This window comes from Pseudomonas sp. C9D1, from assembly GCF_056491235.1.
Window position 1 is genome coordinate 175,233 of record NZ_JBSZIE010000003.1, and the last position, 12,603, is coordinate 187,835.

At 67.6% G+C, this 12,603-nt stretch carries 11 protein-coding genes; 7 read left to right on the forward strand and 4 right to left on the reverse strand.

Annotated elements, in window-relative coordinates:
• Nucleotides 1-129: 129 nt before the first annotated feature.
• From ACXI0U_RS28505 to ACXI0U_RS28520, 4 genes are read right to left on the reverse strand one after another with little or no spacing between them, the layout of a single operon-like run.
• Nucleotides 130-651: a nuclear transport factor 2 family protein gene (locus ACXI0U_RS28505; protein ID WP_184489126.1), complete on the reverse strand. Its 522-nt coding sequence runs from the start codon at nucleotides 649-651 to the stop codon at nucleotides 130-132.
• A gap of 5 nt (nucleotides 652-656) precedes the next feature.
• Nucleotides 657-1,019, reverse strand: a complete 363-nt coding sequence (locus ACXI0U_RS28510) for a hypothetical protein (protein ID WP_021217328.1) — start codon at nucleotides 1,017-1,019, stop codon at nucleotides 657-659.
• A gap of 27 nt (nucleotides 1,020-1,046) precedes the next feature.
• Nucleotides 1,047-2,219 (reverse strand): acyl-CoA dehydrogenase family protein, encoded by a 1,173-nt coding sequence (locus tag ACXI0U_RS28515; RefSeq protein ID WP_431484570.1) that lies wholly within the window; start codon nucleotides 2,217-2,219, stop codon nucleotides 1,047-1,049.
• A 25-nt stretch (nucleotides 2,220-2,244) separates the two neighbouring features.
• A complete protein-coding gene (locus ACXI0U_RS28520; protein WP_479551172.1) occupies nucleotides 2,245-3,357 on the reverse strand; it encodes an amidase in 1,113 nt (370 codons plus the stop codon).
• Nucleotides 3,358-4,142: 785 nt separating this feature from the next.
• Between ACXI0U_RS28520 and ACXI0U_RS28525 the strand changes: the two genes are divergently transcribed.
• The 7 genes from ACXI0U_RS28525 (at nucleotide 4,143) to ACXI0U_RS28555 (ending at nucleotide 12,529) form a co-directional block, all read left to right on the forward strand.
• Complete coding sequence (locus ACXI0U_RS28525) at nucleotides 4,143-5,294, forward strand: ABC transporter substrate-binding protein (RefSeq protein ID WP_431484571.1); 1,152 nt, start codon at nucleotides 4,143-4,145, stop codon at nucleotides 5,292-5,294.
• 232 nt (nucleotides 5,295-5,526) lie between these two features.
• On the forward strand, nucleotides 5,527-6,564 hold the full coding sequence (locus ACXI0U_RS28530) for a branched-chain amino acid ABC transporter permease (RefSeq protein ID WP_021217332.1): 1,038 nt from the start codon (nucleotides 5,527-5,529) through the stop codon (nucleotides 6,562-6,564).
• Nucleotides 6,561-8,363: a branched-chain amino acid ABC transporter ATP-binding protein/permease gene (locus tag ACXI0U_RS28535; RefSeq protein WP_431484572.1), complete on the forward strand. Its 1,803-nt coding sequence runs from the start codon at nucleotides 6,561-6,563 to the stop codon at nucleotides 8,361-8,363. The genes ACXI0U_RS28530 and ACXI0U_RS28535 overlap by 4 nt, the downstream gene beginning before the upstream one ends.
• A gap of 5 nt (nucleotides 8,364-8,368) precedes the next feature.
• Complete coding sequence (locus ACXI0U_RS28540; protein WP_371876966.1) at nucleotides 8,369-9,154, forward strand: ABC transporter ATP-binding protein; 786 nt, start codon at nucleotides 8,369-8,371, stop codon at nucleotides 9,152-9,154.
• A gap of 48 nt (nucleotides 9,155-9,202) precedes the next feature.
• A complete protein-coding gene (locus tag ACXI0U_RS28545) occupies nucleotides 9,203-10,189 on the forward strand; it encodes a ketopantoate reductase family protein (RefSeq protein WP_431484573.1) in 987 nt (328 codons plus the stop codon).
• A gap of 16 nt (nucleotides 10,190-10,205) precedes the next feature.
• Nucleotides 10,206-10,970 carry a class II aldolase/adducin family protein gene (locus ACXI0U_RS28550; protein ID WP_021217336.1) on the forward strand — a complete coding sequence of 255 codons (765 nt, stop codon included), beginning with the start codon at nucleotides 10,206-10,208 and terminating at the stop codon, nucleotides 10,968-10,970.
• A gap of 2 nt (nucleotides 10,971-10,972) precedes the next feature.
• Complete coding sequence (locus tag ACXI0U_RS28555; protein WP_479551173.1) at nucleotides 10,973-12,529, forward strand: methyl-accepting chemotaxis protein; 1,557 nt, start codon at nucleotides 10,973-10,975, stop codon at nucleotides 12,527-12,529.
• The last annotated feature ends 74 nt before the right edge of the window (nucleotides 12,530-12,603 follow it).

Genomic DNA, 12,603 nt, shown 5'->3' on the forward strand with positions numbered 1-12,603 from the left:
CTCGTCGGCGCTGGGTGCCGACTTGATTTTTCTCGCCGTGCCGGCAAGTCGGAGCTTCCGGTCGGCGCGATCTTTGTAGGGTGGGCTTCAGCCCACGTCTGGCCTTTCTGTGGTGGGCTGAAGCCCACCCTACGTTTGTTGGTTCTTGCCCGGCACCGGCAGGTGCGCGGCGCTGTTCCAGGTATCCACCGGGCGGCTGAACAGGTTCTCGGTCTGGAAGTGCGCCATGCGCCAGGCGCCCTCCTCCTCGCGGAACTCCACTGTCAGGCGCGCCGCGTTGAGGTGCGAGGCGCCACTGGCGAAGGTGGAGGTCTGCAACATCACCCAGCTGCCGATCGCTACGCCGCCCTCCACGCGGATCAGTTCCGAACAGAGGAAGTGCACGTTCAGGGCGAAGTGCGCCGGCTCGACCATGTAGGTGGCGAACATGGCGGCGATGGCCTCGCGTCCGCGGTAGCCGCCGAAGCTCTTGGCGTACTTGGCGCCCTTGCCCTCCCACAGCGCATCGTGGGTGAACAGCCCGGCCAGCTCGTCGAGCGGGGTGCGGGCGTCCAGCGCGTCGCACAGCACCATGTAGCGGTTCATGCAGGCGCGTATGGCGTTCTCGCTTTCCAGCCGGTGCAGGCGCGCCTCGAGCGCTTCGGTCGACATGGCGGTCACGCGCGCTGGATGATCAGTTCGCGGCCGGTGCGAGCCTCGACCTTGCAGTAGCGCCACAGCTTGTAGGGGCCGGTGCCCACGGCGGTGGTGCGGAACAGGTTGCAGGCGGCGTGCACCGTCTCGATGTCCGGCACGTCGGCCAGCAGGTAGGTGGTCCAGGGGTAGCCGGTGGACGGGCCGACCATGCTCTGGTCGTCGTCCATGTTGCCGAACACGGTCACGCCGGGCAGGTCGTGGATGCCGTTCCACATGGCGCTGAACGCAGCCCAGACTTCCAGCTGCTCTTCGCGCGGGGCGTCGAAGAAGTTCTGGTTGATTCCCATGCAGAACAACACACGCAGGGCTTTTTTCTCGCTCATCACAATCACCGATCAGTCAGTTGGAATTCACAGGTAGCCGGGCAGCGGCTTGTTGCCGAAGAAGATCGCGCCGGCGTTCTGGTAGGTCATGTCACCCATGAAGGCGTGCTGGGTGATCACCAGGGTGTCGTTGACGAAGCGCGACAGCGGGTTTTCGCGGTACACGCCGCTCATGCCGGAAAGCATCTGCGCGCTGCGCGCCACCTCGGCGGAAACACGGGTCGCGTGAGTCGAGGACAGGCGCAGCAGGTTGGTCTGCTCCACCGACACCGCGTCGCCGGCGAGGATGCTGGCCCAGGCGCTTTCCATCGCCTCGTAGAACCAGGCGCGGGCGGCACGCAGCTCGGCTTCGGCCTTGGCCACCTGCATCTGCGCCAGGGGGCGGTCGGAGAGCGCCGGCGCACCGGTCACCGAGAAGCGACCGCTGGCCATGCCGCTGAGGTAGTCCAGCGCGGCGCGGGCGACACCCAGGCCGACCACGGACAGCACCTGGGTGGCGAAGGACAGCGATGGGTAGCGGAACATCGGCTCATCGAGGTTGGCCGGGCCGCCGCGGACGAAGGTCCAGTCCTCGGGCACCACCACGCCGTCGATCACCACGTCGTGGCTGCCGGTGCCGATCAGGCCCACCACGTCCCAGGTTTCCTCGATCTTCACTTTTTCCCGCGGCATCACCGCCAGGCGCGGCAGGCCGAGCATCTCGCCGTTCTTCGGGGCGATGCCGACGCCGATCAGCGAGGCGCCCATGCAGCCGCTGGAGAACTTCCAGCGGCCGTTCACTTCCAGCCCGCCCTCGACGAAGGTGGCCGGTTGCGGCGGGAAGATGCCGCCGGCGAAGACCACGTCCGGACCGTTGGCGTAGACCTTTTCCAGGGTCGCCAGGGGCAGCGAGGCCAGGTACACCGGGTTCATGCCGAAGCTCGCCACCCAGCCGGCGGAGCCGTCGGCGATGGAGATGTCCTCGATCATCTGGCAGAACTCGATGGGCGAACGCTCATCGCCACCGAAGCGCTTGGGCACCAGGGCGCGGTACACGCCCAACGCCTTGAAGCGCTCGATGATGTCCTGGGAGATGTATTTCTGCCGGTCGAATTCCTCGCTCCGGGCGCGCTCGCGGATCTCGGCGAGCAGCGCCTGGAACGCGTCGTTGGCGGTGATCGACACGGGGCGCTGGTAGTCCAGCTCGCTTAGCGCAGACATGGTGTGCTCCAGGGTTGGCATGGGGTTAAGGCTCCAGGCGCCGCACCAGTTCGCGGGCGACTGCACAAAGCAGTTCGTCCGCGCCCTTGGCGGCGATCAGTTGCAGGCCCACCGGCAGCTTCGAGGCACCCACCAGGGGGATGCTCAGTGCCGGGTGGCCGGTGAGATTGAAGGGCCGCACGAAGGCGGTCATGCCGATCACCGCGCGGGTGTCGGCGGCATCCGCCGTCAGCAGCGGGTAGTCGGGCATGGTCGGCATGGCGAGAATCGGGCACTGCGCCAGGGCCGCGTCCACCTCGGCGGTAAAGGCCACGCGGCAGGCTTCGGCTGCGGCCAGCGCCTCGTCGGTGGTGGCGCCGGCGGCCTCCAGGCGGCCGGCGATATCGGCGCCGACCTTGCCGCTGGCCAGCAGGTGCTGGCAGGCATTCCAGGTCTCGCGGTTGATCACCGTGAGGCCGGCGTCATAGGCGGCGCGCATGCCCGGCAAGGGCAGCGTCTGCAGGGGGAAATCCGCGGCGGCCAGGGCCGCATCGACGGCGAACTGCACTTCGTCCAGCGCCTGCACCGGCACCGCGCCGATGCGCACGCCCTCTATAGAAGGCAGCGGGCCGAAGTCGGGGACGATCAGGCCCATGGCCTCGATCAGCATGTCCATGTCACGGGCGAATGGGCCCACGCAATCCAGCGACGACTGCGCCGGCATCACCCCTTGGCGGCTCACGCGGCCGAACGTGGACTTGAGGCCGAACACGCCGCAGCAGGCGGCGGGGATGCGCACCGAGCCGCCGGTGTCGGTGCCCAGGGAGAAGTCGCAGAGCCCACCGGCCACTGCCGTGGCGGAGCCGCTGGAGGAACCGCCGGGGATGCGCCCGGGGTAAAGCGGGTTGTTCGGCGTGCCGGTCCAGGCATTGATGCCGGTGGTGCCGAAGGCCAGCTCATGGAGGCTGGTCTTGCCGGTGATACAGCAGCCGCCATCGAGCAGCGCCTGGACCACATCGGCATGGTGGCTGGCGTCGGGCGCCTCTTCCAGCGCACGGCTGGAAGCGCGGGTCGGGTAGCCGGCGATATCGATGGTGTCCTTCACCATCACGGTCCTGCCGGACCCTCCAAGCTGCAGTTTCTCGACGACTGTCGCCATGCCTTCACCTGTATTCGAGTTGTTCGCGCTGTGCGCTTTCAGGGAAGCCTTCTGCCTGCCTGAGCAGGTGAACGCTTAAATCTAAAATCGGAATATTTACGTGAAATGTCAATTGAATTTTGGCAAATAAATCCGTGTGTAGATTCGGTGCACTTCTCTCTGCTTCGCACCCTTTCCGTGCATTTCGGTAACAGGCATGAAAATGGATATTTCACCTATGAATCTTATTTTTATTGTTTATTTTCAATGATTTATATATTTAATGAGAAACACAATCATTCAATAAAGTGTTCCCTCTCCCTGCCTAAAGACCCTGCACAAACCCCTTGCGAAAAGAATTTTCAGCCCCTAAAAACAGGCCAAAAATGCCACCAAAAAACAGGTGTTTTTTAGCCTGAAAAATCGAGATTTTTTGGTCAGGAAATCGACTTTCCAGAAGCCGTATTGATCCAGATCAATGCCTTGTCGCCTGCGGGATCGGCGCGCATCGGCAGCGGTGCGCGAGTGGCCACGGGAACCCCGGCGCCATCCCCTCGCCCAGCCGCCGCAGACGACGTGCCGAAACGCCCCCTGTCCGACGGCGCCGCAACGGGGTAACGATTTTTCCTGGCATGCAACCTGCTATCGCCCTACACGCCACTCGGCCCTCCATGGGCTCGACGGCGCCGCCCTGCCCTCGGCAGCGTGCAGCGCACGGGCATCACAACAAGAAGGACCACGGGCTCGCCACGCGGCACCCGTCGGACAACCGCCCCGTATCGCCTTGCAACTCTTCGGAGAAAGTCATGCTCTTCAAGAAAGCTGTGTCCACGTTGCTCCTCAGTGCCGCCTGCGCCTCCCTTGCGCAGGCCGAAGTCAAAGTCGGCGTCATCACCTCCTCCACCGGCCCCATCGCCCTGGTGGGCCTGCCGCAGAAGAACAGCGTGCCGCTGCTGCCGACCCAGGCGGGCGACCAGCAGGTGAAATACATCGCCCTGGATGACGGCAGCGACCCGACCGCCACGGTCAAGGCGCTGAAGAAGCTGATCAGCGAGGAGAACGTCGACGCCATCATCGGCCCGAGCGGCTCGCCCAACGCCATGGGCGTGATCCAGTTCGCCGCCGAGGCCGGCGTGCCGCTGCTGGCCCCGGTGGGCACCGCCGCCGTGGTGCTGCCGATGAACGAGCAGAAGAAATGGGTGTTCAAGACCACCCAGAACGACGACCTGATCGCCAAGGCCCTGGTCGACGACATGGTCGGCCGTGGCGTGAAGACCCTGGGCTTCATCGGCACCGCCGACCCCTATGGCGAGAACTGGTCCAAGGTGATGGGCGCGATGGCCGCCGAGCACGGCATCAAGGTGGTCGCCAACGAGCGCTTCCAGCGCCAGGACACCTCGGTCACCGGGCAGAGCCTCAAGGTGCTCTCCGCACGCCCCGACGCGGTCCTGGTGGCGGCGCCCGGCAGCTCCGCGGTGATGCCGCAGACCACCCTGTTCGACCAGGGTTATCGCGGGCAGATGTACCAGACCCACGGCGCCGCCCTGCCCGACTTCCTCAAGCTCGGCGGCAAGAAGGTCGAGGGCACCATCCTCGCCGCCAGCCTGATGCTGGTGCTCGACGAAGTGCCGGACAGCCACCCCTCGAAGAAGGTCGCCGCCGACTACATCGCCGCCTACGAGAAGCTCAACGGCAGCAAGCCGGCCACCTTCGGCGCCAACACCTTCGACGCCGGCCTGCTGCTGCAGCAGGCCATCCCCACCGCCGCCGCCAAGGCTGCACCGGGCACGCCGGAGTTCCGCGCAGCGCTGCGTGACGCGCTGGAGCAAAGCCACGAGCTGGCTGCCACCCAGGGCGTCTACAACATGACCCCCGAGGACCACAGCGGCTTCGACGAACGCGGCCGCGAGCTGATCCAGGTGAAGAACGGCAACTGGACGCTGCTGCGCGGCAACTGATCGCAGGCACGGTTTCCCCGTAGGGTGGACAGCGCTTTTCTGTCCACCAGGCGGAGCCCGGCTCAACGCCGAAAGGTGGATGAAAAAAGCGTCATCCACCCTACGTCTGCCAACGAGCGAAACCCTCGCGGACACCCCCCGTAGGGTGGACATCGCTCTTCATGTCCACCAGGCGAGGCCGCACTGGGCTCCGAAGCCACAGTCTCTTCCATTGCGATAAAGAGTTCCCACCATGAATTTCCAGATAGCCATGCTGCTCGGCCAGGACGGCATCACCAACGGCGCGATCTACGCGCTGCTGGCCCTGTCGATCCTGCTGGTCTTCACCGTCACGCGTATCCTGCTGATCCCCCAGGGCGAGTTCGTCACCTATGGCGCGCTGACCATGGCCACCCTGCAAGCCGGCCATCCCACCGCCCTGGTCTGGCTGCTGCTGGGCCTGACCCTGATCGACTGCGCGCTGGACCTGTACGACGCCGCGCGCTCCAGCCACGCCTTCCGCTTTCCCAAGCGCATCCTCGCCAAGCTCGCCTACGCCCTGGCCATGGTCGCGGCCATCCGCCTGCTGCCGCTGGCCGAGCTGCCCATGGCGGTGCAGGCGCTGCTGACCCTGGCCCTGGTGGTGCCCCTGGGCCCGCAGATCTACCGCCTGGTGTTCCAGCCCATCGCCTCGGCCAGCTCCCTGGTGCTGCTGATCGTCTCCATCGCCGTGCACGTGGCCATGGTCGGCATCGCCCTGCTGCTGTTCGGCCCGGAGGGTGCGCGTACCGAGCCCTTCTCCGAAGCCGGCCTGGAGCTGGGCCCTGTGACCTTCAACAGCCAGACGCTGTGGGTGATCGCCGTATCCCTGGGGCTGATCATCGGCCTGTTCCTGTTCTTCGAACGCAGCCTCTACGGCAAGGCCCTGCGTGCCACGGCGGTGAACCGCATGGGCGCGCGGCTGATGGGCATCTCGCCGACCCTGGCGGGCAAGGCCACCTTCCTCCTGGCCACCTTCATCGGCGCACTGTCGGGCATCCTCATCGCGCCCATCACCACGCTCTACTTCGACTCCGGCTTCATCATCAGCCTCAAGGGCTTCGTCGGCGCCATCATCGGCGGCCTGGCGAGCTACCCGGTGGCCGCCCTCGGCGCGCTCTCGGTGGGGCTGATCGAAGCCTTCTCGATGTTCTGGGCCAGCACCTACAAAGAGATCATCGTGTTCACCCTGATCATCCCCTTCCTGCTCTGGCGCTCGTTCACCAGCCGTCACGTGGAGGAAGAAGAATGAAACCGCGCCACCTGATCCTGCTCCTGGTCGCCGTGCTCGGTGTCGCACCGCTGGTGCTGCCGCCCTTCTACGTCACCCTGCTCAACTACATCGGCCTCTACACCCTGGTGGTGCTGGGCCTGGTCCTGCTCACCGGCGTCGGTGGCATGACCAGCTTCGGCCAGGCGGCCTTCGTCGGCCTCGGCGCCTACACCACCGCCTACCTGACCACCGCCGAGCAGTTGCCGGCCTGGCTCGCCTGGGCCAGCGCATCACCGTGGCTGACGCTGCTGGTGGGGGTGGCCATCACCGCCCTGGTGGCCCTGCTGCTGGGCGCGCTGACGCTCAAGCTCTCGGGCCACTACCTGCCCCTGGGCACCATTGCCTGGGGCCTGTCGCTGTACTACCTGTTCGGCACGGTGGAATCCCTGGGCGGCCACACCGGCGTCAGCGGGTTGCCGTCGATCTCGCTGTTCGGCGTGCTGCTCGACAAGGGCGAGAAGGTCTTCTACCTGATCTGGGTGGTGCTCCTGCTGGCCATGCTGATCACCCAGAACCTGCTGGATTCCCGCGAAGGCCGGGCCATCCGCGCACTCAAGGGCGGCCAGCTGATGGCCGAGTCCATGGGCGTCGACACCTTCCGCTCCAAGCTGGTGATCTTCCTCATCTCGGCGGTGTTCGCGGCGGTGTCCGGCTGGCTCTATGCGCACACCCAGCGCTTCGTCAACCCGACGCCCTTCGGCCTCAACATGGGCATCGACTACCTGTTCATGGCACTGATCGGCGGCGTCGGCAGCGTCTGGGGCGCCCTGCTCGGCAGCGGCATCCTCACCCTGCTCAAGCAGTGGCTGCAGGACCTGCTGCCGCACCTGCTGGGCAGCACCGGCAACTACGAGACCATCGTCTTCGGCCTGCTCATCGTGCTGCTGATGCAGCGCGCGCCGGGTGGCCTGTGGCCGCTGCTGGTGCGCCTGGTGCCAGCCCGCCTGCGCACCCGCCACCGCCTGCCGGCGGCCGAGGCCCCGGCTCGCGAGCTGCCGCAGCGGGAACGCCCGGCCCACGGCGAGGTGATCCTCGAAGCGCGCCATGTCACCCGGCGCTTCGGCGGCCTGGTGGCCAACAACGACATGAGCCTGGACGTCCGCGCCGGGGAAATCCTCGCCCTGATCGGCCCCAACGGCGCCGGCAAGAGCACGCTGTTCAACCAGCTCTCCGGCGTCGACACCCCCAGCAGCGGCGACGTGCTGTTCATGGGCAGGCGCATCAACGGCCTGGCCTCGCGCCGTGTCGCCGGCATGGGCATGAGCCGCACCTTCCAGCACGTGAAACTGCTGCCCGGCATGAGCGTGCTGGAGAACGTCGCCATCGGCGCCCACCTGCGCGGCGGCAAGGGTGTGCTGGCCTCGGCCCTGCGCCTGGACCGTGCCGAGGAGGCCGACCTGCTGGCTGAGGCGCGCCGCCAGCTGGAACGCGTCGGCCTCGGCGACTACCTGCATCAAGAGGCCGGCAGCCTCGCCCTCGGCCAGCAGCGCATCCTCGAGATCGCCCGCGCGCTGTGCGCCGACCCTTGCCTGCTGCTGCTCGACGAGCCCGCCGCCGGCCTGCGCCACAAGGAGAAGGAGGCCCTCGGCCTGCTCCTCAGCCGTCTGCGCAGCGAAGGCATGGCCATCCTCCTGGTGGAGCACGACATGGACTTCGTCATGGGCCTGGTGGACCGCGTAGTGGTGATGGAATTCGGCCAGCGCATCGCCCAGGGCCTGCCGGAAGAGGTGCAGAAGAACCCGGCCGTGCTGGAAGCCTATCTCGGAGGCGCAGAGTGATGAACATGCAGATCGAACCCCTCAAGCCCATGGAAAACCAGGTGGCCGACGCCGTGCTGGAGGTCAGCGACCTGTGCGTCGCCTACGGCAAGGTGGAGGCCCTGTCCAACGCCAGCCTGCGGGTTGGCCAGGGACAGATCGTCACCGTCATCGGCCCCAACGGCGCCGGCAAGACCACCCTGCTCTCGGCCATCATGGGCGTGCTCGGCTCCCGTGGCCGGGTCGAGTTCGACGGCAGCCTGGAAGCGGTGCCGGAGGTGGAAGTGCTGGTCTCCCGCGGCCTCGGCCTGGTGCCGGAGAAGCGCGAGCTGTTCACCAGCATGAGCGTGGCCGACAACCTCCTGCTCGGCGCCTTCCAGCGTCACCGCCGGGGCGACCGCAGCCATGCTGCCACCCTGGCCGAGGTCTATGAGCTGTTCCCACGGCTGTGGGAACGCCGCGACCAGCTGGCCGCCACCCTCTCCGGCGGCGAGCGGCAGATGCTCGCCGTGGGCCGCGCGCTGATGGCCAAGCCCAAGCTGCTGATGCTCGACGAACCCAGCCTGGGCCTGGCGCCGCTGATCACTCGCGAGATCTTCCGCATCATCACCGCACTGCGCCAGCAGGGGGTGTCCATCCTTCTGGTGGAGCAGAACGCCCGTGCAGCCTTGCGCGTGGCCGACTATGCCTACGTGCTGGAAACCGGGCAGATCGCCATGCAGGGCCCCGCCGCCCAGCTGGCCGACGACCCCCGCGTGATCGAGGCCTACCTGGGCCTCGCCAGCAAGCATCAGGACATGCTTGCCGGTTGACCCGAGCCCGCCCGGCGATCCCGGGCGGGCCACTCGATGGAGCGAACCATGAAGCAACCTCCCCTGCGTATCTGCATCGCCGGTGCCGGCGCCATCGGCTGCACCCTGGCCGCCCGTTTCGCCGCCAGCGACCAGGTGGTCAAGGTGCTGGCCCGGGGCAAGACCCTGGCAGCCATCCGCCGCGATGGCATCCACCTGCACGACCTCGACGGCTTGCACCAGGTGCGGGTCGACGCCAGCGACGACGCCGCCGAACTGGGGCAGCAGGACCTGGTCTTCCTCTGCACCAAGGCCCCGGCCCTGGCCGCGCTGTTGCCGCAGATCCAGCCCCTGCTGGGCGACGAGACGATGGTGGTGCCGGTGGTCAACGGTGTGCCCTGGTGGTACTTCCACGGCCTGTCGGGGCGCTTCGCCGGGCGCCGCGTGGAGGCGGTGGACCCGGACGGCGCGCTCAGCGACGCCCTCGACCTGGCCCGGGTGATCGGCTGCGTGGTGTTCATCACCGCGCAGTGCCCGGCGCCGGGGGTGGCCGAGTCGAGCAACCCGCACCTGATGATCGTCGGCGAGCCGGACAACAGCCTGACCCCGCGCCTGGAACGCCTGCGCACGGTGATCGCCGACGCCGGCATCGAGGCCCGCGCCAGCGAGCGCATCCGCGACCCGCTGTGGACCAAGGTCATCGCCAACCTCACCTCCAACCCCCTGTCGGTGGTCAGCGGCGCCACCCTGGAACAGCTCTACGGCCAGCCCGGCCTGCGCGAGCTGGCCCGCGCCACCCTGCACGAGGCGCTGCTGGTGGCCGCCGGCCACGGCGCGCGGGTGGACATCGACCCGCAGACCTTCCTCGAACTCGGCGCCGGCATGGGCGCCGTGCGCACCTCGATGCTGCAGGACCACGACAAGGGCCAGCCCCTGGAGCTGGCCGCCATCGGCGACGCCGTGCTGGAACTGGCCGAGCTGCTCGACCTGCCCATGCCCATCACCCGCCACCTCATCGCCCTGGCGCGCTTTCGCGGCGCCCAGGCCAGCCATTGATTCTCAGGAGCCTCCCATGAACGCCATCGCCATCACCCAGCCCCAGCACTGCAGCGACGAGGAGTGGGCCCTGCGCGTGCAGCTCGCCCACTGCTACCACCTGGTGGATTTCTTCGGCTGGACCGAAACCATCTTCAACCACATCTCCGCACGCCTGCCGGGGCCCGCGCACCACTACCTGGTCAACCCCTTCGGCCTCAACTACCGCGAAGTGACCCCGGCCAACCTGCTCAAGGTCGACCTCAACGGCCACAAGCTGGAGGACTCGCCCTACGACGCCAACCCCGCCGGCTTCGCCCTGCACAGCGCCGTGCACGGGGCCCGCGACGACATCCACTGCCTGATCCACACCCACACCACACCCATCTCCGCCGTGGTGCAGAAGAAGGCCGGCTTCGGCCACCACGACTTCTACGGCGCCCAGTTGTACGGGCGCATCGGCTACCACACCTTCGAGGGCATCACCCTGTTCGATGACGAGAAGGTGCGGATGATCGACAGCCTCGGCGACAAGCACATCCTGGTGCTGCGCAACCACGGCATCGCGGTGGGTGAAAGCAGCATCGCCAAAGCCTTCTTCCTGCTCTGGACGGTGCAGCGCGCGGCGGAGATCCAGTGCGCGGCCGGGGCCCTCGGCGGCGAGGACAACCCGCTGCCGGAAGCCGTCAGCCAGAAGTGCGCCGACCTCACCGCCATGCTGATCCGCGAGAGCGGCTTCGCGGTGAAGTTCTTCGACGCCATGGTGCGCAAGATGCAGGCCGAACGCGGCGCGGGCTGGTAAGCATGGGCACCTCGATCGCCACCCTGCCCGCCTTCGTCGAGCCGCCCATTTCGCGCCTCGACCCGCAAGGCCGCCTGCTGGCCTGCAACGACGCCTACCTGGCGCTCTGCGGTTACCCGCGCGAAGAGCTGCTGAACCAGAGCTTCGAGCTGATCAACCATGCGCAGATGCCCGCCCAGGTCATCGCCCGCATGTGGCAGACGCTGCATGCCGGCACCCCCTGGAGCGGCCCGCTGATGGGGCGCAGCAAGGACGGCGGCAGCTTCTGGAGCCACCTCTACGTGGTGCCGTTGTTCGACGCCGGCAAGCTGGTGGCCCTGGGTACCGTCTACCACCCCATCGACGCCGCCCAGAGCCGTCGCGCCGCCCGCCTCTACGGCCGTCTGCGCCAGGGGCGCGGCCCCAGGAGCCTGCCGCAGCGCCTGGGCCGGGCCCTGGTCGAGCAGGGCCTTCTCGGCCTGCTCGGTGCCACCCTGGTCGGCGCCACCCTGGGTGGCCTGGTCGCCCCGCCGCTCGGCCTGGTGCTGCTCGCCCTGCTGCTCGGTGCCGGCCTGCAGCAATGGGCGGGCCGGCGCCGTGAGCTGCACCGCGCCCTGGGCGGCCATGCCCAGGTCTACAGCGATGCGCTGCTGGCGCCGATCTACGGCAACGGCAGTGGCGCCAGCGGCCTGTTCGAGATGGCGCTGAACAGCCAGAAGCTGCGCATGCGCACGGTGATGGCGCGGATCAGCATCAACGGCGAGATCCTTCGCAGCCGCAGCGAGGAATCGGCGCAACTGGTGGCCAGCGGCGCCGAGCAGCTCGAACGCCAGTTGCAGGAAGCCGAGCAATCGGCGGCGGCCATCCACCAAATGAGCGCCACCATCCAGGAACTCTCGCGCAACCTGCAGGAAGCGGCCGAGGCCACCCAGGAAGTCGACCAGTTGGCCCGCGACGGCGAGCGCCTGGCCGAACAGAGCCAGGGGTCCATGCACGGCATGCGCGACACCGTGGCCGGTATCGATGCGGCGGTGGGCCGCCTGGCGGAATCCATCGAGTCCATCAGCGGCATCGCCACGGTGATCCAGAGCATCGCCGAGCAGACCAACCTGCTGGCCCTCAACGCCGCCATCGAAGCGGCGCGAGCGGGTGAATCCGGGCGCGGCTTCGCCGTGGTCGCCGACGAAGTACGCACCCTCGCCTCACGCACCCGGGACTCCACCGGGCAGATCCAGCAATCCATCCAGCGCCTGCGCGACGGCAGCGCCGAGGCCCTGGCCGCCGCCCGCCGGGGCGAGCTGGCGGTGCAGCAGTCGGGGCAGGACGTCGAGCAGGTGCGCCAGGCCCTGCAACGCATCTGCGGCGCGGTCGGGCAGATCAGTGGCATGAGCCTGCAGATGGCTTCGGCCATCGAACAGCAGGGGCTGGTGGCCGAGGAAGTGAACCGGCAGATCGCGCAGATCGCCGAGCTGGCCGAATGCAGCGCCGGCCAGGCCCAGCGCAACAGCCAGATCGGCCAGGAGCTGCACCAGCTGGCCAACTCGCAGCTGGACCTGGCGCAGCGTTTTCTCGATGGCTGAGTCGCAGAACCTCACGCAACCGCTCTCGTAGGGTGGGTAGAGCTCCGCGAAACCCACGCGGAAAGAGCACCGTA